Origin of the sequence: Phyllobacterium ifriqiyense, assembly GCF_030817885.1 — a bacterium.
Taxonomy (GTDB): Bacteria; Pseudomonadota; Alphaproteobacteria; order Rhizobiales; family Rhizobiaceae; genus Phyllobacterium; species Phyllobacterium ifriqiyense.
The window spans coordinates 839,371-861,168 of the sequence record NZ_JAUSZT010000002.1 but is presented as its reverse complement, the minus strand read 5'-3'; the positions used below and the strand labels follow the sequence as shown (position 1 = coordinate 861,168).

Below are 21,798 nucleotides of genomic sequence, written 5' to 3'. Positions count from 1 at the left end.
GCCGGAACTCAAACCATAGATCTGCGAGCCTCCGGTCTTCTATAGAAAAGTTTCTCATAGGTGGTGAGCGTGATTTCGGCAGATTGGCCGGGATGGCAATTAAGATCGAGCTCTGCCGACTCCGCGATGAAACAAACGATCAATTGCTTCAGATTGAATTCCTTCATTCAGTCAAACCACCGCTAGCAAACTATTGCATTGACGTTGGCGGCTTGAGCGGAGGAACCATGCCAGACTTCGCGTATCCTGCCCAAATATCTGGTCAATGCCGAAGCATTCATGCAAGCGAACTCAGACAAAGATGTGTCACTCGCAGATATTGCACATGCTGCCGGATGCAGCGAGCGGGCTATCGTCAAGATTTTTTAGGACTATCGTGAGATGCATCCGCTGACCGTTCTGAAGACGCTGAAAAGTTTCGACTGAGACCGGCTCAGCGGCACCAGTCCAATCACACGAACACTTAAACTCCAAACATCGGCGGAACCTTCCGCAGCAATATGAGTTTTCCAAAACCAAAACTCATAAGGAACTAGAAGTGTTTATTCAAACGTTCGTCGCGTTGGGATACACCGAATCTGAGTCTAAAATTCTGGTGGAAGCTCAACGCCTAGCCTCTCAAACATTGAGCCGGGATACTCACACCCACGAGTATAGTGAGCGCATGGCAGCTACAATCATAGACTTCTACAAACGTGGAATTAAAGACCCAGGTATCATCAGCACGTTGGTGGTGAACCGCGAAATGGCACTGGAGCAAAAACGAGAAAAAGACAAACGCACAGCCCAGCGCCGTATCAGGGAACAAAAGAGACGAAGCAGATCAGCGGAAAGGCCGGATGACCTATCGCGTCAATAATGGGACAGCCAGCTCGCAAACTTGAAGTGGCGCAAGGACAGGATGCGACACAGAGCCTAGCAGGGCAAATCTCCCCCTGACGCGTCGTGTCAGATATGGACTGTAATGCAAGAGGCGATCCCTTGACGCCAATCGCGCTCTATTCGCTTCAGCCAATATTACAACTGACGAAGCCGTCGCATCATGTCTGACGTCATCGCGCAAAGGCTTGAACGTTCTACGGAATAGTTGGTTTTAGGGAAAGCCTGGAGGTCAACGCCTCAATCGGTGCTGTTCGAAGTGCTCTCATGAGGCTTTCGCCAGATCCGGCGTGAATAGATTTATTGATTGGAAGGGATCATGGTAACAACTACTTGGATTGGCGGCACTGACAACATGCAGTGGTCAAATCCCAACGTCGACCCGATTTTCAATCCTTGGAACACTTCGTCGAACTGGGATAACGGCATTCCAGGAATGGATGATGTTGCAATACTGAACAACACCAGCACTACTTCCTATGTCGTGGACGTAGCTAGTTTAGTATTAAACAACTCCTCGCTGCTGGTCAGCAACTCAATACTGGTCGGATACCTCAATCCCGGAGTGATTTCGGGCGGTTTGATATATTTGCATGGCGCCAATTTCATTGCCGGTTCTGGCGTGTCCTCAGCCACAGGGATAGTTGAGATTGGCAGCGGAGCTTCTTATGAGTGGAATGGCACAAATTCTACCCAAACCATCAAGATGGCATCGGTTGATCCCGACCATTCGCCTGTGGAGAGTTCTGTATTCTCTTTCTCCACTCAGTTTGACGGGACCATTGAAGCTTTTTACATGCACAATGTTATCAATTTCAATGTGAATGGCGCCAGCATAACCGGGATGTCCTTAGACGGTCATACGGTGACTTATACGACAACGGCGGGCACCTATACGCTCAAGTTTGGTGTTAACGTAAACGTCTCCGATCTGGTCTTCGATGTAGGCACTGGAAAAATCACCACACTCCAAGTGGATCCAAACGCTCCGTGTTTTGTGGAAGGAACTCTCATCCGCACGGCGAGAGGCGATGTCGCCGTTGAGGCGCTAAAAGTTGGTGACTTGGTGGTCACGTCAAGCGGTGCTGAGCGTCCGATTGTCTGGCTTGGCTGTTACAATCTGAAACGCACGCGCTCGAGCCAATACGAGATATCCCGCCCGGTTCGTATTCAAGCCAATGCCTTTGGTGAGCAACAGCCATACGCCGATTTGTGGATCTCCCCCGGGCATGCCGTCTGCGTGCGAGTTCTGGATGAAGTGCTTATTCCAATCGGTTATCTCATTAACGGTGCGACAATCAAACAGGTGGATGTCGCTGAAATTACTTACTGGCATGTGGAGCTCGAATGCCATGACATCCTGATAGCCAATGGCTTGCCCACCGAAAGCTATCTTGATTGCGGGACCCGGGCTTTATTCCACCAAAGCTCTTACAAGCGGCGCAGAATCGACATCTGCGAGGTTACCGCACAATATTGTCGCCCCCTGACGTTGGATAGATCATCCGTAGAAGCTGTGGCTATTCGGTTGCGTGAAAGAGCAAAGCTACTCGGCTGGTCGACGACAAGTGATATGGATATTCATGTTGTTGCCGATGGCATGCGTATTAATCCGCAGGGCACCGGTAATCTGATGCGGTTCCAGATTCCATCAAATGCTCGGGACGTCCATATTTTATCAGAAACGTTTATACCGGCGGAGTGGTCTGACGGCGGAGACACGCGAAAACTTGGTATCTCCTTCAATGGGTTCCAGATCAGCGATGACAAAGGACAATGCCGTCGTATTGAGATGGCGGACGTTTACCTGGATCAGCAATGCCACCCCGTCGAATCTTACGACAACAAATTATGGCGATGGACCAAAGGTTTATTAAGGGTGCCAGATACGTTATTCGCAGACCTTTATGGAAGCAGATGCTTGGAGTTGAGCGTGAATGCTGGCGGTCAGCAGCGATGGTTAAAACCCATCATCGCAAGTGAACGGCGTGAAAGTGTTGAAACGGCACCACTGGGAATGGTTGCTGCTTGCGCTCTATTCGCTCCAGCATCTGCATTTCCAAACCTACTGTTCAAGTCTCCATCGACTCTGAGCGTGGATTTGGATTATCTCAATGCAGGAGACGAATAATGGCCAATTCGACGAAACCATTTTTCAGAATCGCCCTTATCGCAGGGATTGCTCTCGGCCCAGCATCGCCGTCGTTCTCGCAGACATCCTCAAGCCGCATCGCTTCTACAGCACCGGCAATCACCGCGTTCCAAGCGCTCTACAAATATTCGAAGCATGATCTCGGACTTAACCTCGATACCATGAAAGAACGCCTCGGCAAGCGTTTGATCGTACTTGGCCAACAGTTGCTCAAAGATGCTGCGGTTAGTGGCCATTAGAACTTCTCGCGGGTTGGTAGGCGCTTGAGCATGTTATATCACTCTCGGTGTAAGCGAGGTGTTCAAATCCCGTGGCCAAACCGGAGAGCTAGATGATTTGGCGGACAGAATTGCTGGCCATTACGACAAGGTCTGGGATAGATCCGGGATGCGCTGCACCTTTGAAAAGGGCCCAATTGATGACTTGGGGTCTACATTTCAAATAAGAAAATATCCGCCTACTGCTGACCGAAATATGTGGACTTTTGTTACGTGCGGTATGTCGAGAGCATACGACGCCACCCCAGTTGGTTTACACATTTTCAGCCCTGTGGATTCACCAGAGATTGTGGAACTCTTAGTCGTCACTGTACATTTTCACCGCACTTCGGAGCCATTGGATCTTTGGCACACGGTGAATTTCGGTCGCCCATGGTTGCAAGGCTCGACATGCTCCCACGGCTTGGTTTCCTTACCCTATTTGGATGGACCGGCTTTAGAAAACCTCCCATTTCAGAACAAGTCCATCAAGTTCTACTGGTTGATTCCGATCTCCAATGCAGAAGTGCAGTATACGGTGGAACTCGGTATTGACGCATTGAAGACAGCATTCGACGTTGCTGGCGTGAACTACTTTGATGTGATGCGCACCAGCGTCATGTGATTGCAAATCAAACAGGCGAACGCTCTAGCTGAAAGACGCTTGAGCATGAATTCACCTAAAGTTTTAGTGACGGCAGCAAGGGGTTCTCAACAGCACTCTGATACAGCGGTGGCAGGGAAGGACGTGTCGTGCCATTTTTTCGAGAATATGGGTTTCTTTGGTGCACTAAGATTTCCGCAACTTGTGCGGCGATCTCCCTGCTACCTCACGCATTATCCTTGGGAGCATCGGCAGGCGCCCCATCCGGTGCAGGCTCAGCAGCAGTTTTCTCGATTTTGGTTGCGATTTTATTCAACGTACCAGGCGTAATCCTTGCAACAATAGGTTTGCTTTTACGAGACAAGATTGCCCTGTCGTTATTTGCAGCTAATTTGTTGCCATTGCTAATACTTGACCGAGTTGTCTGGAATTATTTTGGCTGGAGATAACTGGCAGGATTGACAGGCGATTGACCAAGTCCATTCTTTTTATGCTAACCTGTCCGATTGTCCGGACGGGAGAGATTGTTTGACCGACGAAATCTTGATTTATGTTGTTGCAATGCTGGGCCTGATTACACTTGGCTTATTCATTTACCGGGGCAGAGACTAACCCTCACGAATAGCTTTCAATAGCAGCATGCCGCGATCATCGCTAAATCTCTGCTATTTTTTATAGCTGATGTTTACCAATGTACTTGTCCCAACCTGTGTAAAGTACACTTCCATCAGCTCTGTTTTCCAATAAGCGTTTCCAGCCATTCCCTCAACCGCGTCTCCGGTGCGCCCAAAATTTCTGTCAACCCACCCAACAAACCGGCATCACTGCCCAGACTGTAGTTGCATGCCTTGTGGCTATTGGGGCCCTGCGCAATCCAGAACGACAAACTCACGACGTGCTCGCCTTGTCCGTGGTGCCATCCAACGATATCGACTGACCCGCCGTTGTAAGCAAGAAAGCCGGTGCGCCATTCATTGAAATCCGCATCGCTCATTCTTTGCCAACTTAATTGGTCACCTTTTGCCGCCGCGGCTGAAACTGTTGATGAACTGCAAATATCAACCAGTTGTGTCGCGGTCAGAGTTTTTGGCAACGCGAAGGCACTTTCCACGGTCAAAAAGAGACTGCACAAAGTGCAAAGTAGAGAACTGCGCATTGCGGTCTCGATCTCCGGTTCATGATTTTGTGAGCCTAAAACAGAACATTAAACAAATCTATTAGACGTTGGATTGCAGTCACGACCTTACAAACATCTTGTGATAAACAATGGTTGTCGCCGGTTGGAGTGGCGCAACCTTGATAATGGTGTATCGCCGGTTGGCTTAACCCCGATGAAGACGCCACGATGGGGCTGCCATGTTGCGAGCATCGGGCCATGGTCTTTGTGCACCACGCCTATTGTGTCAGGTGTTCTGGCTCTGGCTCGCCTTTGGTCCATCTCATGATAATCTCTCGCTATAACAAGGTTAACTGGAGTGTGATGATGTTTTCGAGAATCACGAAATCTGCTGCACTTGTTAAAGGGCTCGTTAGCGATCCGATTATCAAGCAGTTGGCGATCGATACCTCACTGGGTAAAGGATTTCTTGACTGCCAACTCCGCCAGAGAAAGGATGGCACTACATATCATGTTCTGAAGGTATCCGGCGGAGACACGACTGTTTGGGTCTCCTTGGAACGGGAAAGCATTGTGCAGCTTGCGGATTTTATTAGAGAATAATCAGAGGTCCGAAGACTGCCGCAAGCGCACCAATGTGCAGGGATAGTTGCAAATGAACAGACCAAAAAAAGCCCGGCATCCACAATGGACACCGGGCTGCACAATTACAGGACGCGCAGATTTCCTCCGCCGTGCCTATGGCCTAACACGGGGCCAATCTCAGGTGTGAGTAAGTCGTGCTTTTTCGCGAAAGCGATAAATAGTCCACGAGCTGTTTCCGCTTCAATCGTACCTGTCAGCACGCCTTTGCAAGCATTCAAAGCAAGGCTATGCGCAGTATCCCGGCTATGGGCTGGCCAGTCATTCAGCAGCTGGTATGCTTCCATAACAGAGCGGATATCTGTCGGCACGCCGAGGCCAACAAGGATGGAAACGGGCCTCGTGAAATACTTCTCCATCATGACAGTTGTTCCCTTTATATAAGGGGAAGGCTCTTAGCGCCCTCCCCGGTTGCTTATGCTAAGCCGCTTCTTGATGTTTGGGCTTTTCTAACTCCTTCGATACCGAGACCGTTTTTTCCGTGCCAATTGAAATCTTGCGTGGTTTCATGGCTTCCGGGACCTCTCGGATCAATTCAATTGAAAGCAGACCATTCTCAAGCCCCGCGCCTACCACACGCACGTGATCGGCGAGCTCGAACCTGTGCTCAAACGGTCGCCCGGCAATGCCTCGGTGAAGATACTCAGACTGTTGCGCCTCTTCTTTCTTCCCGATGATCGTGAGGAGATTGGATTGATACGTCAGATCCAGATCGTCTTGTGAGAAGCCTGCGACAGCGACGGTGATCCTGTAGGTATCTTCACCGGTCTTCGCGATATCATACGGAGGCCAGTCGCTGATCGACCGTGCACGCTGAGCGTTCTCCAGGAGATTGAACACCCGGTCAAAACCAACACTGGACCGGAACAGTGGAGCGAAATTAGAATTTGCTGTCATTGCCATATCCTCCTTGAAGCAACATGACGCTGAGACGCCGAAGTTGAGGCCTCCAGCGGTGTCGATCCTACTTATGCGATCGACGCAAAATGATTTAGTTTTGGCCAAATTGAATTCAAGGATTCAGGAAAAAAATTCGGGAAAACCGCCTCACCTGGAACTACTCGATTGGCCTTTTTTATACAATTTTAACGCAGAGTTGCACACGAGGGCATAATCGCGGAAATGTAGAATAGTAATTCATTCGCAGGCATGATTGCCATCTTGGGGCTCAGCAGATGAACTTCAAAGCGTTCAAGCAAATCGCGTACATTTCAACGCTTATATTGATACCGTTTAACGCTGCTGTCGCGGCCGATGTATTTATTTTGCCACTTCAGATCCATTCCTGAAACCCGGTCATCGGCCAATCAGTTCGGCTATGCCTTTCGTTCTCTCTGGCCATCTCCGCCGAGGCCGCCGAACCAAACTGCGTCAACAATGCCCGAAACAGGATATTTCCAAATAATCTAAAACTTATCCACGCCTCCCAGAACTGAGCGATAATGGTCGTAATGATCAACTGGAGGTTACAATGATCTCTCTCAATCTCGTTTTTTTCGCCACTATTTCACTAACGGCAGCGAGCGGTTTGGCGGCAACATGTATCGTAATTTTCGGCGACACGCAGCACAATGCAGGACAAAAAGCCGTTGCCGAGAAATTTGCCCAAATTGCATTGATCGGCGCAGCAGCGGTGGCCTCATTGCTAGCTGTTTCCTGATACTTGGGGGCTGAATTATCTTGGAGCACGACATCATGTCATGGCCAAACGTCCAGCTTTCTCCAGTTCGTCTGTGGGGCTTTCTACGGTCGGCAAACCAACAGACTGTTATCGAGCGGGCGACCGTAGAAAAGTCACCCCAGACTTAATACTTGCATTAACCCACTTGTTCCAAACGTTGTTCTACATAATGGGAAAGGCTTTTAACTAATTCCAATAAGCAGCAAATACCAATGTGTGGGATGATGTTTGACTGCAGCGAACCGAATTTCCTTATCGAGATGTTGCTTAATCGTGCGACGAATCATCAAACGCTTAAGAGTATCTCTACTCACACTACCTATCGCCGCACCTGGAACCAGTCGCTCATCAGTACCAGGCCCTTGAACTTCTATGGACCTTAGCCCCCCCGTGATCATCCAGACCAACATGTCCTCATAAATGGAGCGGTTAGCGATTTGTCCAAATCATCACCGTCTCTACGGTCACGGTCTCGCGACGAATGTCCTTACCGCGCGCAAGGTCAATTTCTAATTTCGCCGAGATAGAACCTGGCGATTGTGTACTGAGACAGGCTTCAAGTAGGGTTTGTTGTGACACCCTCGATTTCAGGAGACGCCACTTCAATCTTTTTAGCCAGGCCTTTCTCGTAGTTCAAAATCACGGTGACCCCGATCAAAAAGATCGGCAATAAATGCCCTCATCTCTTGCGTACGAGGATGATTGGCCGGATCGCGATCAAGGCGTTTTGAAGCATGACGCAATGCCAGTTCAATATTGCGTAAATTCTTCATCGTCGAACCGGCTGCTTTTTGGTGGGTCTGATTGCTCAGTCATAAAATCATAACTTTGAATTCCCGCCGCGAGTTTCGTGAGCAATATGAGTTTTGGGAACTTATACAAAAATGGCGTGTTCTGTGTTGCCCTGACCATCATAGGACGAACATTATGCTCGCGGACGCTACCCTGCTTTATCAACCTAACATTCGCATAGCTGGCAATATTTCAAGCGGCACCTTGTGGGATGTACTCAATGCCCTCGCACAAATTCGCCTCACAAATGAAGATCTGGTTCTCGAAGTAATGACGGAAGGTGGGGACGCCGACATCGCTCGTCGTATCGCTCTCGAAATATCGCTCTTCATACGCGACTCCGGAAGGGCCGCCTACTTTATCGGGAAAACGATCGTGTACTCAGCGGGAATGACTATTATGGGTGCTTTCCCGGCCCCTAATCGTTTTGCAACCAAAGATACAACCTTCCTGGTCCATGAACGTCGTATAACAAAATCCGTGAACTTCGACGGTCCAATGCGTGCAATGATACAAATTGCCAAAGAGCAGGTAGCGCTTCTTGAAACGGCGCACCGGCTTGAATGGGAAGGCTTCGAGGACTTGGCCAAAGGCAGTCTGATCGATGCCGAGACCCTTTATGAGCGAGCCAAGGAAAATTACTACCTGAGCTCGGATGAAGCACGTGAGCTGGGGCTCATCGCCCGGTTGTTATGACGAAGGAACGAAGTTATCAGCATCAGAACCCACAACGCGGTCGCACCGGGCCGCCCTGTGGGCTTGCGGAGCGTTGCGAAATCAACTGGTATCGCGGGTCAACACAAGAGCGCTGGCGCGTTTAAACATGACGGTCAGATAGACCGGATTGATTAGGAACTGATAAACAGGCCGGTCCAACAACTCATGCAGGACAGACCCTTCAAGATGGAATAGTGACCCACCAAATGGGCGAGTCACAACCTCCGTCATGCAGCGCTGGCTACCGGGTTCGGTTATGCGAGTGGTCGCAAGCCAGAGCTTTTCAAGTTGAGGATAGAAGAGAAAGTTGATTTGACATTGGCAGACTCTGGGCGTATTTGTCTATTGTCGATATTGCTTGTCAGACTTTTGTTATTGCACGATGGCAACGTGCCCTGGACGAACTTCCCCTTCAAAATCGAAATCATCATCCACCGTGCTTTTTTGCATTGCGGTATCTATAATTGCTATGAAAGGGTTCGTTATGACCACTGGCACAGTTAAATGGTTTAATTCCACTAAAGGCTTCGGCTTCATCCAACCAGACAATGGGGGAACGGACGCGTTTGTCCATATTTCCGCTGTCGAACGCGCAGGTCTGCGTGAGATCGTTGAGGGCCAGAAGGTCGGATACGACCTTGAGCGCGACAACAAGTCCGGCAAAATGTCAGCTTGCAATCTACAGGCGATCTAAAAATTGGTACCTGCTTTCCTTTGACCACGGATGTACCGGCACTGTTGAAAGCAAACTAAATGGGAAGGTCAGGCATGTGTCTGGCCTTTTTTATTTTCAAAGCACTTATGACGGGGCCAAAACGCTTCTGGCAATTCCAGAAACAGTTAAGCCCAACGGAGCTTTCGATGCCAGATCCAGCGAATGAATTGCAGGCGATCAATACAGCTTGGCAAATTGCCATGCAGGAGATTTTGCGGATGGTCGTGCGTGATATCTACAAAACCGGAGATGAAGCGGTTTTCAAATCCCATATCAAACGTATTGAAGAAGCTGCGGTCGACAGCATCTACAGCGGCTTGATGCTTCGGGGATCCGATCAATGGACAGAAACACTTGTGAAAGAGAAAGCCAGCAATTTCGTTACGACCTTGTTGACTTCTTTCACGTTTGATCGTGCATAGGTTAATCCATCATCGGCCTGCGTATACGGAAATGTTTATTCTCGCACCCCTCCGGATTCCCGTATTCGTCCTGAATTCCAAGGCACCACCTCTTGAATATTATCTGCAAATTTCACAGTCAAGGCCGCCTCCGAATTTGATATGACCGTTGCTTCGAACCATTTTGCCATCCCTGTGGCGTTCTGCGATACCTGCACGGGATCGCCTTCTTTAAGGGACGTATTATATTTGCCTCCCGCATCGGACTGTTGCATAATTTTCGCTCCCCTTACGTTCATACTAACATGGTTCGTGTGAAAACGCTGCCTAGCGCATTTAGACAAAGCGGCGCGGCTGAAATTGCACTTGTTCGAACAAGGAATGCTTGACACGGAAGACGTGGCTTCGCGTTTCGTCAACCGGGAACTGGAGTCAAACTTGCCCGGAAGAATACAGATGATCAAAGGCAGTAACTATCGCTGCTATTCTTTCGCCCTTTTTAGGCCTTCGCAACAATTTTACAATTCGCCCGTTCGTTTCGATGGACGGATTGGCCGCTTTTGCCGGCAAACGCAGATTATGCATCTAGGCATTCCGGCGTAAGGAACAGCTTGCGTTTCGCTGCTCGGCGGGGACGGAGCCCTTTTATCCGCCTACCTTGTTCCAGACAAGGAACTGATCGGCTGCGCCGGGAGGATCTCCCACATTCAGCTTTTTTGATCAATGTGGAATTCGAGGATGTCCTGCCGCCAATGTTGAAGGCGAGCGATACTAGAACGTCAAACTCATTCTGGTTCATATCGAGCTTGCCGGCGTTAAGTACAAAGGATTGGAAGATTGCCAGTTCGCGGAAAAGTACGCATCGGACTCGGCAGTGGTTATTTTCATGCCCGCCTTGACGACCGGCGGCCTGCGGCTGAAATATGGCCCACACCTATGGTCAGACAGCCACGTATGCGGTCAGTACATTTCCTTCACGCGCAGCAATAGCCTCCCGCCCGCTGATTGGTGTTCATGATTGATTTCCTGAGTTAAATTGGAACAATTTGATTATTGCTGAATCAGATGTAGTGATGCAGAATTGGTCAGCCTAGAGATCACAGAACATGGACCCGGAGGACAAACCTTATCTCAGTCGAACGTGGCCCTATCTTCTGGCCATCGTAATTATGGCTGCGGTGTCGATTGCTCTGGGCCGGCATTGTTCGGTTGAACATGCACCGGGCTATCGTGTTAGTAGTGGTCAACTTTGAAAAGTGCTATTGTTGGTAATGCTGATCGTAAGTCGGCTAGGGGCCTGATGCCGCCACTCCGAAGTGTCCCATAGGGATCAGGCCTCGCTTGGGGTACGGTGTAGCTAAATTCAATCCTGCGCGTTGTGACCTATGGTGTTCAGCCACGCCTTTCGAGCGCCATTTGTGACGAACTTAATTTGCCCAGCCTTGGTGCTGGTTTTCTTTTGGAACTTTAATGAATGGAACCGGTTTCGCTCTTGCCGGGGGGCACTCGACGCGGTTCCGATAGACTTCTGCAACAGAGCGTCTCGGGTCCACCTAAAGGAAAACCTGGAATGCCTTACATTTTAATTTTGGCAGACGGTGCGCGGCACGAAGTTCACGCGACGTTGCAGTTCGAGGTCATCAACGGTCAGACACTCCCGAAAGGCGATTTTGACGGCGAGCCCCAAGTGTTGGCTGCCGCATTACTGGAGGGATCGACCACGCTGGAAATGCCGTCGGGCAAACAGTACCGGATCGCGATTGACGCTCCTCGAGGACAATTCCAGTTCCGAGGCTTGTGGGCCGCCTACCATTATCCATTCAGCACCAATATCATCCTGCCATATTACCCGCCCGACCTTCGGACACCGTCTCCAAGCCATTTCGAACTGATTGTTCTTCCACCAGTGCTTGCCAACTCCACTAAATCTGCAACGCGAGGGAGTACTGCAGCAGCGTTCACGATAACCACACACTTCAAACTGTCTCAGCGTCGCACGGCTGTACAGCTCTCAACCGCCGCACCATAAAGACCTCATCAACTTCCCTGTCACGATCCAGGAGCCCGCCGGGAATCCGGCCAACCTCAATAAATCCGTAGCGATTATAGAAGCGCAACGCCGCGGAATTTTCTGCGCTGACTGCGAGTTCAAGCTGGCAGATCCCCTCTCCTTTTGCAAAATCGAGGACCACGTCCAGAAGCGACACGGCCAAATCTGTACCGCGGAAACTTGCCCGCACATACACCATGACGAGCGTGGCGCGATGAGCCATTTTTGCCGGGCGCTCGCGCACTAAACCCATGATACCGACCGGTTCGTCCGCGTTGAAAACGACAAAGACGGGATCATGCAGTCGTTGACGCCATTCTTCATGGGAAAGTGCGACCCAATCCTCGAAGCGGCTTGCAAATGAAGCCGGTTCGGAACGAAGGGCTTCGAGGCGGATGCGCCGGAAGATCTCGAACTCATCAGGGAAAATCCGCCTGATCAATATTTCCATTGTATCCATGGACAACTCCAATAAATGAAGGTTTCTTTCGGTACGGGTCAGCGACGGTGTTCGAGAGTCCTCCAGTCGCATTCGCGCCGGAACCCATGAGAACTATGCCCATTGCCACTCCGGGGAAGCAGGATGAATTGCACGCCGGCGGATATGCGTGGATAATTCTGCCCAAAGGGGATCACCGGTAAAACTGGCAAGGTTACCGCAGGCCCCTTCAAGCGGTCTGCCGCCATATCTTGCAGCCACCTCCAACGCATCGCCGCTTTCCTCGATCTCCAGAAATGGACAGCCGTCCGGTGGCCGCAAGACGCGGTGTCCCCACATGCCCGGACGCTCGTCAGCACGCATTGCGTCAAGCAGATCGCGATCATCTGAAGCCACGAGTGCGGTGGCAACAAGATAGCGCATGAGGGGATAATATACGACCTGCCGGCAGCCGCCGAGGACACGAACCCCGGGAAGAATGGACGTCACTAGAAACGTCACCAGGAGATTGGGCACCAGTTTGCGTTGGCGCAATGAGATTGCAATGCTTTCGGGTTCAAACCTTATCTTCAAGCTCGTATCGGATCCGCCCGAGAGGAATCCGTCGTTCAAACGCAGGGGATATATCCTGCCGCCCTCCATGCCCCAGAAAAAATCCGTTGTTTGACGCACCCATCCCGCCCATGGTCCTGCATTGAGCTGTCTCGACGCGCCTAGTATGTTTTTCGCGAAGAGACCGGCGCCGGCAAAACTGGCCGACAGCCAGGATGCTTTATCCTCAAAATGTTCCGCCACGAGGTCAGCAACGTCGATATCGTCGAATTGCAGCAATCCGAGGGACGCAGGAAATGATCTGCGCCACAGAATCTGATTGGCAGCTTTGATCGCCTCGGCTGCTGACGGAAAGTCCCGCTCCGGCAAAATAACTTTGAGCTTAGCGACAGCAGCATTTGCTGGCTCACCCTTTTGCCCGGACAGGGTAAATCGATAGCGCCCGTTGAAACCGCAAATACTGAAAGGATCCATCCGGCTTCGCGACAGACCGAAAACATTTACCGCCTCGCTGCCGAGCGAAAGCCATCCGGGGCCCTTTTTGGATTTTTCTACGAACTTCACCGTCGAAGAACTGTAGCAGATATGCCATGAGCAATGGTGGGCCACCAGGCCGAGTGCGCTGAACAGGTGCGTATAGAAGGCATCCGTCTCGATCAGCAAATGACAGTGAGGACCGCTTTGTATGATCGGCAAATCCGCAATTTGCGCACTTGCACGCTCTGCATCGGCTAGACTGGCTCCTGACCTTGTCGCAATGCGCGCGACAAACTTTTGCAGCCTGATCATTGCCTCGTCGCGAACTTGACATTGGCCGCGGGCACCTTTGTCATAAATTGCACAGGCATAATCCTTGAGCGAACGCCTCCAGAACCCGTCAAGATCGGGCAGAAGAAAAGACAACGCTCTTCTGACCTCCTCTACAGCATTATCGCAACCCGAATCTCGCAGCTCTCTGCTCATTTGCATCTACTCTTGCTTGAGAAACTGCCGTTCACATTTCACCGCCGATCGGCCAGGGTGCGCGCCATGTCCAGTCCGAGGGTAACGGATCATTTTCATCATTTACGAGAATGCGCGGCAATTGTTCGTAGCAAAACTCTGACGGCAGCGCCGGCTTTACCATTGATGTGACGAAATCACGGACCGATCCCAGGCAATTGGAGGAGGACGATGGTGTAGAAATTTCCACTGTTCCACGTGAGGACGGCGTAGCGGAAATGCCGTTGAAGTGCCGATTGCGTTCGCTCGAGATCGACCTGGAGATCTTTCATCGTATCCAGAACAGCGCGCTTCTTTTCCGTTATCTGCTCCGTAGAAAAAAACCTCGACTTGAACTCCCTGTCTTTCTGACGTTCCCGCTCAAGATAGACCTGAAGGTTAGGGTGGTTCAGTTTCTGCACCTGCACCAGGACGCCGCCCCGCTTCACCCTAGGCGCTATGAAAGCTGTCTGGTTGTCCCGGTCGGGGCCATACATCTGAAAGGTCGTATCTTCCAGCAACACATCATATCCGTCCCTGAACGGTTCAAGCGTTTGATCTGTCTCGTAACGCTCATCGTCCAGTTGGAAGAATGGTCCATGGTAAAAGTGAGCATCGTCGCTGCCTCTTCGCGCAAAAAAACAGACCCAGTTTCCCTTTGTTGGACTGCAGTTGAGCGTTTTCAGACGCCCGTCCCCGAGCTTTGCCAATGCCCTTGCAAGTGTGCCGGCGCCTGCCCCCAGAGTATAGATCGTGGCAGGCCGGCCACTTCGCGCCCATACCGTCTGGCCAAACAAGAGGATCGCCGCGCCCAGGCGGCATTCCTCTTCGAGGCGAAAGGGAATGCTTGCAAAATAATGGCTGTCGAAATGCCCCCACAAACGCCGATGCGTGTCCCAGAACAACATGCAGTCGAGATCGAACGAAAGCAGGTCCATCGCAGGCTCCGGCTTGCCGAGGTCCGGAGCCCCGTCCAGTCCGCTTGCGGTTCTTTCAAAGAAGGCGGCAAACGAATTGATGCGCGGAGCCCTCCGCCAGGCATCTATCGTCCTTGTGTCCACCATGGCGTAATCCTCGCTATCATGCCAAACGACAGGTGCCGCTCCAGTCCAGGCTTTGGAAACCAGCCCGCTACAGGGGTTCCTGTGGCTATCCGTGGTCGGGTAGAACTGATGGATGAGGGGCGACGGCGCAACCTGTTGATTTCGACAGATTGACGAGCGGATTGCAGTTGGAAAAAACACGCCTGAGGCATTGGGAGAGACCACATGCAGAGGCGGTCAGGTCCAGATTAGCTCAAGAAAGCTTGCCCTTCCGATAGCCTGATAGATCGTCGCGGCATTGAGTTTGCGTCTGGCGGATCCAAGATAAAGGCGCACGGCACTTTCCGAAATATGCAATCTGGGAGCAATGCGTTTGGGGACGAGACCTTGCGCCAGAAGTTGAAGACACTCCTGCTCGCGTCTGGAGAGCGTCCGGTAGTTGCTGCTTTCCCGCAGCTCCGTCAGGGAAAGCACTTTCTCGTGCAGGTAGTGGGACAGAATCTGGATGTTGTGATTGCTCGCGATACGCAATTGCCGCCATTCGAGCCTCGGCAGGTTGGATGTGGCGGAAAAGAGAGAGCGTTCGCCGCCCGGTCCTCTGATCGGGAGGGTAGCACCATGCCTTCCGATATTGAATGAATTAGCCTGAGCGAAAAAGTCCCGAATCCTCGAGGAGCGCCGGTCGAGATTTGACCAATCGAGCATGAGAAAACCTGTGCGGCTGAGCTCGATCACCGGATCGATCTCGAAATAGTTGTTGCGCAGATAAAGGGAGGTCCATTCGTCTGGATAGGTCGTGCAACAGAAGGGGTAGCTGTCTGTCCGGTTTGCGGAGCGGACCACGAGGAAGGTCAGGTGAGCAAACCGGAAACGGTCCCTTATTTTGGCAAGGGCCAGATCCATATCCCTTTTGCTGCCCACTTTTTGCAACACTGCCAACGACCATGGCAACGGCGACGGTTGGTGATTTTCCATCATGTTCCTCTACAGTGCACTGAAATTGCAGGTTTCCATCCGGTCGAGGATCCGGCGCAGGCCATGAGATATTTCTTGTTGACGAATTGCGGTGCGCCGGAACCTGATCGGATGCACATCATTTGATGCCACCAATTGCGGAGAGATCGACGCGTAATGCCGCCCTGTTCGGGTCGTCTTCGGCCTCGGTACCCGGGCGGGCCTCATGCTGCGGCCGCTCATTTTCATCCTCTTCCAGCGCCGCAGCCGTCTGTTCTTGTACCGGCACGACAGGCCCGTTGCCGCCCGGATCGGCCGCTCCAAAAACCGCATTCCCTTCGAAATAGCCGGTCTGCCATGCGATGATGGCATCCTCAAACGCCTCGTTCGCCGGAGCGCCGTACCATTTCAGGACGATGCGATCGACCTTGGCAAACAAAGCCGTCCCCATGCGGATATTCGCACAGCTGTCGACCAGGTCGGTTTCGATCTGGGCGGCCTCAACGATGCCGAGACCAGCCGGATATTGGGTAATTCCGACGCGCACAATATTGCGGGCGACGTTCCGGCGGATCAGTTCCACTGCCTCATCAGGAGTGGCGGGTTTTTCAACGAGAATGACGCGGTTTCCGGAGCGGACGGTCACGGCAAGCGGATCGGAAGAGCCCGCCCGCGCGATAAAATGTTGGACGAGCGAGGTTTCAAGCGACGGATCAGCACACTGCTGAATAAGGGCAGCGTCGAGCATTGCGATAATTCCTCCTTCTACATGTTGAATGCGGTGACGATGGGAATGGCGAACAGCCTCGCCCAGGCACTTGCACTGGTTCGCTGGATGGCAGCGATTGAGGTGCCAGAGGTCCACCAGACATTTCCGGTTGCCACAATAAGGTCGGGCACGTGCAGCATCGACTGTATGATGGGCCAGATGATGAGCTGCTCGTAGCAGATGAGAGGCGCTATTTTCCTGTTCTGGAGCTGCGCGACCGGATTGGCAAAGAAGTAAGCGCGGGCGCCGCCGGCCCGCCCCATCCAGCCAAGCCATGGCTGCCACATTGAAACCGGTACCGGCATGCGTTCGCGGTACACAATCTCTGCCTCATCATCCGAAACCGCGACCAGAACATTGTCGTAGCCTGCCTTATCGACGACGGCGGCACCTGCCATCACTGTGATTTTTGACCCGCGCAGGCCCGTCCTGCCAGAGTCTTTGGACGGTCGGAGTCCAAAAGCCGAGTGCGCTCTCAGGCAACACGACAACGCGAGCGCCATGACCTGCTGCGACGCGAACCAATGCGATCAGCTCCAGGTGCTGGCCAAGCGCGATATCGCGGCCGAGCGATTTGCCCTGTCGCAGATCAATCCCCTGCCAGCCTTCGGTTTGATCTGCCGGTGTCCACGTCGCAGCGGACCAGAGCCAAAACCCTGCGAATACAAGAGCGGCGAGCGGCCACCCCCACCGAGTTGTCATGATGGCGAGGCCAGCTGTAGTGATCGTCAGGCCCCACCACCCCCAGCCTGGCAACACCATGCCCGCGGCAGTTACCGGATGAGCCCAGCCGGCAATCCCCAAGGGTGGTACGGCCATGAGTGTGGCCGCTATCAAATACCGCACCGCCCTTCCTCTTCCTGGATGCCTGGTCCACAGTGCAGCATGCACGGCAACAAAAGACAGCGAGGCTCCGATCCAGAGCAGAAATCCGGGCCACAGATCAGTGCCATAGAAATTGGCAACACCCTGCGGCAGGCCTCGGGTGGCTGCCAGAAAATATCCCGCCGACACGAGGGCCGCCATCCAGCGCGATCGCGCATGCGCCCAAAGCGCCGGGAAGAGGAGGACTGCCGGAAGCGCAAGCACATAGCCGCTCCAGCCACCCGTTCCGATGGTGATTGACAACGTAACAAGGATGGGGCCGTGCAGCCGATCAGGGATTACAGACAAGGACCGGCCGGGCAAGACCAAGCACGCCACTGACCGGAACCGGCCCGAAATATCGTGAATCATAGGAGCTCGCAAAGGGTGAGTGGAGGAAGATGAACCCGGGTGGAACGACACCGCCTGAAAAGGGACTGACCGGACGGCCATTGCCATCGCTTTTTCGCACGGCCGAACTGGTCACAGGAGTGCCATCAACAGTAACGTGCGTGTCGATCTTGATATGCTGGCCCGATGTTGCGACCACACTCTTGATCAGTGGCGCGTAGCCCCCGCGGCAAAGCCCGCGCCTGAGATAGCCGCGCTCGAGCGCCTTGTGGAACAATGTGCTCTCAGGCGGGCACACGAAGACCAGGTCGCCGTTCCTAGCCGGCCGGTTCAACAGGATGATACGCCACAATCCGAGTGGCTCGCTGGGGGTCAGGTTGAACCGAAATTCACAAAACCAGGCGGTTCCGACCGCCGCCAGGAAGCCGAGGGCGGTGCCGGTGATGATAATGATGGCGCTCGCCCGTCTCATTGCTTCAACACCTGCTGCTGTTGGGCTTGACGAAGGCTTTGGGTCATTTTCAGCGTTTCTGCGGTGCGCTCATGGGCGGCAAGCTGCCGGGCGGTGCGCATGAGCGGCCATGCTTTTACAAGCTTCTCGCGTTCTGCCGGAGCAAGCCCCTCTGCGGCCTTGTCGAAGAGGCTGCCTGAGGCATGGCGCGCTGCATTCATCAACAGGGTTTGCTCGCCGAACCGTTCCGCCACGGCCTTGCCGAAGATGTCGATCTCCGCCTTGATCGCGGGGTTGCTGATCGCATGGCCGAGGGCTGCCGGCAGATCATTGCGGTCGATGGCGTCGCCAAGCCGTTCGAGCACAAGGTGCGCCGCCGGCGAGAGTGCCGGAATGTCGATCGATTGGCGTTGGCGCAGCGCCTGTTCTTGCTTGCCTATCCGCTCCTGCGCCGCCTGGCGCAGATCAAGGTATTTTTCAATGCTGCGCTTGAGCGCCGGCACATTGGCTTCGGCAACGCGCCGCGCCTGTTTGTCCAGGCTTGAGGCAAACAGTCCGGTCTTGCCGGCAAGCCGCCCGATGGTGGCGGGAGCAGCGACAAGGCGCTCAAGCGTCTGCCTTGCAACCTTGTCGTTCGTCAGAACCCCATGAAAGTCCATTGCTCGGAAAGCGATTTCGGGATCGGCAAAGACATAGCGGAAACGGTCGGACACATCGTCCCATTGTTTCCTGACGGCGGGATCGGCCAGAAGCTTCTGCTCTACTGTTTCCTCCAGGGCAGAAGGATTGAAGGGAATGCCGGCGAGCATGGGCCTGATCTCCTTTCTGGCAGGGGTATTGCTGATTTCAACAAGGCCGAGTTTTTCGCCGACACTGCGCAGACGCCGGGCAAGCCCGGCTACCTTGCGTGTCTGGCGCAGCGTCCATTCGAGGTGATCACGAAGCAAGGTGCGGGCAACACGGACAATCTGCAGGCCGCGATTGTCGGCAAAGCGCAGCGCCTGCCGGTAGAGCTCATGGCGTTCGTAGTCGAGCGTCGTCTCCTTGCCCGCACGGCGCGAAAGGAGCGAGACCAGACCGCCGGCTTTTGCAAAGGAAAGCGTGCCGTAATAAAGTGCCATATCCTCGCGGTGGCGGGTCATCGCCACATAGGCGAGGTGACGATCAAGCGAGAGCGAGGCCAGCACTTTGACGCGGTCGACGGTCAACCCTTGAGACTTGTGGATTGTCGTCGCGTAACCATGGTCGACCATGGTGTAGAGACGCTGCTCGATCGTGACCTGGCGGCGCTCATTCCCCTCTCCGATCCCGGCAACAATGCGGCCGGGTGCCGCCTCAACGACGCGGGCGATCATGCCGTTCTTGACACCAAGCCCGCTGTCATTTTTCAGGAACACGATCTGGTCACCGATATCGAAGTGACGGACACCCTCCCCGGTCGCAAATGCATGTCCTTTTCCAACAATCCTGCGCTCGATGAGCTTGTCGCGGGCGAGCTCGTTCAGCTTGCGCACATCACGGCGAAGATGGGCGAGGATCAAAGTGGTCTTTTCCGGATCATAGTCATTGTTCCAGTCAGCAATGAGCCGCGCCACGGCATCCTCTTTGAGACTTTCGCCAATGACGCGACCCTTGCCCTCATAGGCAAGGACGGCTTCCGCCACACGGCCCCGGGCAAGCGCGAGCGAGGCCGTACGCATCCAGTCTTCATGTTGCCGATAAATGGTCTCGAGCTCCGCGTAACCAATGCGGTTGGCGATCGCCCTGAACGATGCACCGGCTTCAATCGGCTGGAGCTGTTCGGGATCGCCGACAAGCACGAGTTTGGCGCCGGACCTGACCACCGCTTCAAGGAAGAGGGCCATTTGTCTCGATGCCACCATGCCAGCCTCGTCAAGCACGAAGACGCTTCGTTCATCCAGCGCGCTGCGACCCTCGCGCCAGCGCAATTCCCATGAAGCCAAAGTCCGGCTTTTTATACCGGCTTCCTTCTCCAGCCCCTCGGCCGCCTTGCCGGCGAGCGCTCCGCCAACGACGCGGTAACCGGCGGCTTCCCAGGCTTCGCGGGCAGCTTTCATCATCGTGGTCTTGCCGGCACCGGCACGGCCAACCACAGCGGCAATCCGTGCACCGCCGGTGACATGTTCGATCGCCGTTCTCTGCTCGGACGAGAGGCGATGATGGCGCGCCAAGACCGCTTGAAGATCCTGTGCCTGCACACCTTGGCTGTCTTGTTCGCTCAGCCACATCGCACGCTTTGCCATTGCCGCTTCCAGCCGGATCAGCTGGCGCGTCGTATAGCGGGCGCGGATCCGCGCGCCGGTGGCAATGTCAATGGCATCGCGGTCGATGCGGAGCAATTCTGTGCTGTCAAGAATGGCCGCCATGACGTTGCGGAAGGTGACCGGATCGTCAATATAGCGGTGCAGGACCTTTGCAATGTCGCGCTCGTCAAAGACGCTTCTTTCACTGGACAGAAGATCAACAACGATCTGTGGTCGCTGCATGATCCGGGCGGCGTTTTCTTTCCTTGATGCATCGTGAAGGTCAATCCTTTCGAGCGATGGCTGCCATCCCTGTGTTTGCGCCTTGCGCTGGATGGCTTTGGCCGCAACGCCAATGTGCGTGGTTGGAACAAGCTCAATGCCGCGCTCGGCATAGGAGCGCCCGTCGACACGCAATTCGAAACCGCGCAGCGCCAGATGCTCGTTCTGCAGATCAAGCCAGCGACCTCGCTGCTGCAGGAACTCCTCCTTCTCGCCGGCCCAAAGCCGGTAGCGGATCTTTCCCTGTTTTGTGCGTACGGGCTGGCCATCCTCACCGATGACGGCAATCTTCTTGGCGCCGAAACCGTCCTTGGTCAAAGGTCTGAGCGTCGTCATCAGGTGAACGTGCGGATTGCCGGGATCGTCATGATAGACCCAGTCGGCAATCTGCCCGCGAGACAGGACCTGTTCGAACACGAACTGACGCATCAGTGCAACGTTCTCGTCCTTCGACAGCTCCACCGGCAGCGCGATGATGAACTCCTTGGCGAACTGGGCATCCTCGCGCTTCTCGAAAGCTTCGACCCGGTTCCAGAAGGCTTCTGCCGCTGCGGCAACCGAACGATCAGCAACCAGCGCTCTTGCCCAATCAGGCGCACCGGGTGGCAGCAGAAACTCCTCATGGGCAAGATGGCGCTTGTTGGAATAATCGACCGTCCGCGCCTCTCTCTCATAGGTCATCTTCGCACAGTGACGATAGGCGGCCGACAGGAGCGCGCTGCGGCCGGCACTGCGTCCGATCAGCTGGGGTGTGAAATGGGTGATAGCCAAGGCAAACCTTCTCCGACGACAAAACAGGCATCATGTTCGTCCGGAAGCGGCTGACACCGGGCCATGTCAG

20 protein-coding genes and 2 pseudogenes are annotated in these 21,798 nt (G+C 53.6%); 9 read left to right on the top strand and 13 right to left on the bottom strand.

Annotated features, from left to right (window positions below):
• Positions 1 to 538: 538 nt before the first annotated feature.
• The 4 genes from QFZ34_RS05690 to QFZ34_RS05675 all read left to right on the top strand — a co-directional run bounded on the left by QFZ34_RS05690 (position 539) and on the right by QFZ34_RS05675 (position 3,913).
• Positions 539 to 859, top strand: coding sequence for a hypothetical protein (locus QFZ34_RS05690; protein ID WP_307278002.1), 321 nt, complete (start codon positions 539 to 541; stop codon positions 857 to 859).
• 339 nt (positions 860 to 1,198) lie between these two features.
• Positions 1,199 to 3,010 (top strand): Hint domain-containing protein, encoded by a 1,812-nt coding sequence (locus QFZ34_RS05685; protein WP_307277999.1) that lies wholly within the window; start codon positions 1,199 to 1,201, stop codon positions 3,008 to 3,010.
• Positions 3,010 to 3,270 carry a hypothetical protein gene (locus QFZ34_RS05680; RefSeq protein ID WP_307277996.1) on the top strand — a complete coding sequence of 87 codons (261 nt, stop codon included), beginning with the start codon at positions 3,010 to 3,012 and terminating at the stop codon, positions 3,268 to 3,270. Before QFZ34_RS05685 ends, QFZ34_RS05680 begins: the two co-directional genes overlap by 1 nt.
• 58 nt (positions 3,271 to 3,328) lie before the next feature.
• Positions 3,329 to 3,913 carry a suppressor of fused domain protein gene (locus tag QFZ34_RS05675; protein WP_307277992.1) on the top strand — a complete coding sequence of 195 codons (585 nt, stop codon included), beginning with the start codon at positions 3,329 to 3,331 and terminating at the stop codon, positions 3,911 to 3,913.
• A 706-nt stretch (positions 3,914 to 4,619) separates the two neighbouring features.
• Here the strand turns inward: QFZ34_RS05675 and QFZ34_RS05670 are convergent.
• The 3 genes from QFZ34_RS05670 to QFZ34_RS05660 form a co-directional block, all read right to left on the bottom strand.
• Complete coding sequence (locus QFZ34_RS05670) at positions 4,620 to 5,048, bottom strand: hypothetical protein (protein WP_307277990.1); 429 nt, start codon at positions 5,046 to 5,048, stop codon at positions 4,620 to 4,622.
• Between the two features lie 668 nt (positions 5,049 to 5,716).
• Positions 5,717 to 6,013, bottom strand: a complete 297-nt coding sequence (locus tag QFZ34_RS05665) for a DUF982 domain-containing protein (RefSeq protein WP_307277987.1) — start codon at positions 6,011 to 6,013, stop codon at positions 5,717 to 5,719.
• A gap of 58 nt (positions 6,014 to 6,071) precedes the next feature.
• Complete coding sequence (locus QFZ34_RS05660) at positions 6,072 to 6,548, bottom strand: Hsp20 family protein (RefSeq protein WP_307277984.1); 477 nt, start codon at positions 6,546 to 6,548, stop codon at positions 6,072 to 6,074.
• 574 nt (positions 6,549 to 7,122) lie between these two features.
• Between QFZ34_RS05660 and QFZ34_RS05655 the strand changes: the two genes are divergently transcribed.
• The 4 genes from QFZ34_RS05655 (at position 7,123) to QFZ34_RS05640 (ending at position 9,978) form a co-directional block, all read left to right on the top strand.
• Positions 7,123 to 7,311 carry a hypothetical protein gene (locus tag QFZ34_RS05655; RefSeq protein ID WP_307277981.1) on the top strand — a complete coding sequence of 63 codons (189 nt, stop codon included), beginning with the start codon at positions 7,123 to 7,125 and terminating at the stop codon, positions 7,309 to 7,311.
• A 948-nt stretch (positions 7,312 to 8,259) separates the two neighbouring features.
• Positions 8,260 to 8,820, top strand: coding sequence for a Clp protease/crotonase-like domain-containing protein (locus QFZ34_RS05650; protein WP_307277979.1), 561 nt, complete (start codon positions 8,260 to 8,262; stop codon positions 8,818 to 8,820).
• Between the two features lie 505 nt (positions 8,821 to 9,325).
• Positions 9,326 to 9,535 carry a cold-shock protein gene (locus QFZ34_RS05645; protein ID WP_307277973.1) on the top strand — a complete coding sequence of 70 codons (210 nt, stop codon included), beginning with the start codon at positions 9,326 to 9,328 and terminating at the stop codon, positions 9,533 to 9,535.
• 167 nt (positions 9,536 to 9,702) lie between these two features.
• The gene (locus QFZ34_RS05640; protein ID WP_307277970.1) at positions 9,703 to 9,978 is read left to right on the top strand and encodes a hypothetical protein; all 276 of its coding nucleotides are present in this window, start codon (positions 9,703 to 9,705) and stop codon (positions 9,976 to 9,978) included.
• 35 nt (positions 9,979 to 10,013) lie between these two features.
• Here the strand turns inward: QFZ34_RS05640 and QFZ34_RS05635 are convergent, their stop codons facing one another.
• The gene (locus tag QFZ34_RS05635; protein ID WP_307277968.1) at positions 10,014 to 10,232 is read right to left on the bottom strand and encodes a hypothetical protein; all 219 of its coding nucleotides are present in this window, start codon (positions 10,230 to 10,232) and stop codon (positions 10,014 to 10,016) included.
• Positions 10,233 to 10,534: 302 nt separating this feature from the next.
• On the bottom strand, positions 10,535 to 10,891 hold the full coding sequence (locus tag QFZ34_RS23315; RefSeq protein ID WP_370878693.1) for a glycoside hydrolase family protein: 357 nt from the start codon (positions 10,889 to 10,891) through the stop codon (positions 10,535 to 10,537).
• Between the two features lie 636 nt (positions 10,892 to 11,527).
• Here QFZ34_RS23315 and QFZ34_RS05630 point away from each other — a divergent pair.
• On the top strand, positions 11,528 to 11,986 hold the full coding sequence (locus tag QFZ34_RS05630; protein ID WP_307277966.1) for a hypothetical protein: 459 nt from the start codon (positions 11,528 to 11,530) through the stop codon (positions 11,984 to 11,986).
• On the opposite strand, the gene QFZ34_RS05625 is transcribed toward QFZ34_RS05630, so the two are convergent.
• The 8 genes and pseudogenes from QFZ34_RS05625 to traA form a co-directional block, all read right to left on the bottom strand.
• Positions 11,934 to 12,458, bottom strand: a complete 525-nt coding sequence (locus tag QFZ34_RS05625) for a GNAT family N-acetyltransferase (protein WP_370878715.1) — start codon at positions 12,456 to 12,458, stop codon at positions 11,934 to 11,936. The genes QFZ34_RS05630 and QFZ34_RS05625 overlap by 53 nt on opposite strands.
• 102 nt (positions 12,459 to 12,560) lie before the next feature.
• Positions 12,561 to 13,961: a hypothetical protein gene (locus QFZ34_RS05620; RefSeq protein ID WP_370878692.1), complete on the bottom strand. Its 1,401-nt coding sequence runs from the start codon at positions 13,959 to 13,961 to the stop codon at positions 12,561 to 12,563.
• 31 nt (positions 13,962 to 13,992) lie between these two features.
• Positions 13,993 to 15,043: pseudogene (locus QFZ34_RS05615) on the bottom strand (class I SAM-dependent methyltransferase).
• Positions 15,044 to 15,259: 216 nt separating this feature from the next.
• Positions 15,260 to 15,925, bottom strand: a complete 666-nt coding sequence (locus QFZ34_RS05610) for a helix-turn-helix transcriptional regulator (protein WP_307277958.1) — start codon at positions 15,923 to 15,925, stop codon at positions 15,260 to 15,262.
• A 190-nt stretch (positions 15,926 to 16,115) separates the two neighbouring features.
• Positions 16,116 to 16,724, bottom strand: coding sequence for a TraH family protein (locus QFZ34_RS05605; RefSeq protein WP_307277956.1), 609 nt, complete (start codon positions 16,722 to 16,724; stop codon positions 16,116 to 16,118).
• A 17-nt stretch (positions 16,725 to 16,741) separates the two neighbouring features.
• A pseudogene (locus QFZ34_RS05600) lies at positions 16,742 to 17,885 on the bottom strand (conjugal transfer protein TraB).
• A 16-nt stretch (positions 17,886 to 17,901) separates the two neighbouring features.
• Positions 17,902 to 18,432: a conjugative transfer signal peptidase TraF gene (gene traF / locus QFZ34_RS05595; RefSeq protein ID WP_307277955.1), complete on the bottom strand. Its 531-nt coding sequence runs from the start codon at positions 18,430 to 18,432 to the stop codon at positions 17,902 to 17,904.
• A complete protein-coding gene (gene traA, locus QFZ34_RS05590) occupies positions 18,429 to 21,728 on the bottom strand; it encodes a Ti-type conjugative transfer relaxase TraA (RefSeq protein WP_307277953.1) in 3,300 nt (1,099 codons plus the stop codon). Before traA ends, traF begins: the two co-directional genes overlap by 4 nt.
• Between the last annotated feature and the right edge of the window lie 70 nt (positions 21,729 to 21,798).

Excerpts from the sequence above, each read along its gene's own strand:
- QFZ34_RS05685 (WP_307277999.1), top strand. The coding sequence starts at position 1,199 with ATGGTAACAACTACTTGGATTGGCGGCACTGACAACATGCAGTGGTCA.
- QFZ34_RS05680 (WP_307277996.1), top strand. The coding sequence starts at position 3,010 with ATGGCCAATTCGACGAAACCATTTTTCAGAATCGCCCTTATCGCAGGG.
- QFZ34_RS05670 (WP_307277990.1), bottom strand. The coding sequence starts at position 5,048 with ATGCGCAGTTCTCTACTTTGCACTTTGTGCAGTCTCTTTTTGACCGTG.
- QFZ34_RS05665 (WP_307277987.1), bottom strand. The coding sequence starts at position 6,013 with ATGATGGAGAAGTATTTCACGAGGCCCGTTTCCATCCTTGTTGGCCTC.
- QFZ34_RS05660 (WP_307277984.1), bottom strand. The coding sequence starts at position 6,548 with ATGACAGCAAATTCTAATTTCGCTCCACTGTTCCGGTCCAGTGTTGGT.
- QFZ34_RS05655 (WP_307277981.1), top strand. The coding sequence starts at position 7,123 with ATGATCTCTCTCAATCTCGTTTTTTTCGCCACTATTTCACTAACGGCA.
- QFZ34_RS05650 (WP_307277979.1), top strand. The coding sequence starts at position 8,260 with ATGCTCGCGGACGCTACCCTGCTTTATCAACCTAACATTCGCATAGCT.
- QFZ34_RS05645 (WP_307277973.1), top strand. The coding sequence starts at position 9,326 with ATGACCACTGGCACAGTTAAATGGTTTAATTCCACTAAAGGCTTCGGC.
- QFZ34_RS05640 (WP_307277970.1), top strand. The coding sequence starts at position 9,703 with ATGCCAGATCCAGCGAATGAATTGCAGGCGATCAATACAGCTTGGCAA.
- QFZ34_RS05635 (WP_307277968.1), bottom strand. The coding sequence starts at position 10,232 with ATGCAACAGTCCGATGCGGGAGGCAAATATAATACGTCCCTTAAAGAA.
- QFZ34_RS05630 (WP_307277966.1), top strand. The coding sequence starts at position 11,528 with ATGCCTTACATTTTAATTTTGGCAGACGGTGCGCGGCACGAAGTTCAC.
- QFZ34_RS05625 (WP_370878715.1), bottom strand. The coding sequence starts at position 12,458 with ATGGAAATATTGATCAGGCGGATTTTCCCTGATGAGTTCGAGATCTTC.
- QFZ34_RS05620 (WP_370878692.1), bottom strand. The coding sequence starts at position 13,961 with ATGAGCAGAGAGCTGCGAGATTCGGGTTGCGATAATGCTGTAGAGGAG.
- QFZ34_RS05610 (WP_307277958.1), bottom strand. The coding sequence starts at position 15,925 with ATGGATCTGGCCCTTGCCAAAATAAGGGACCGTTTCCGGTTTGCTCAC.
- QFZ34_RS05605 (WP_307277956.1), bottom strand. The coding sequence starts at position 16,724 with ATGCTCGACGCTGCCCTTATTCAGCAGTGTGCTGATCCGTCGCTTGAA.
- traF (WP_307277955.1), bottom strand. The coding sequence starts at position 18,432 with ATGAGACGGGCGAGCGCCATCATTATCATCACCGGCACCGCCCTCGGC.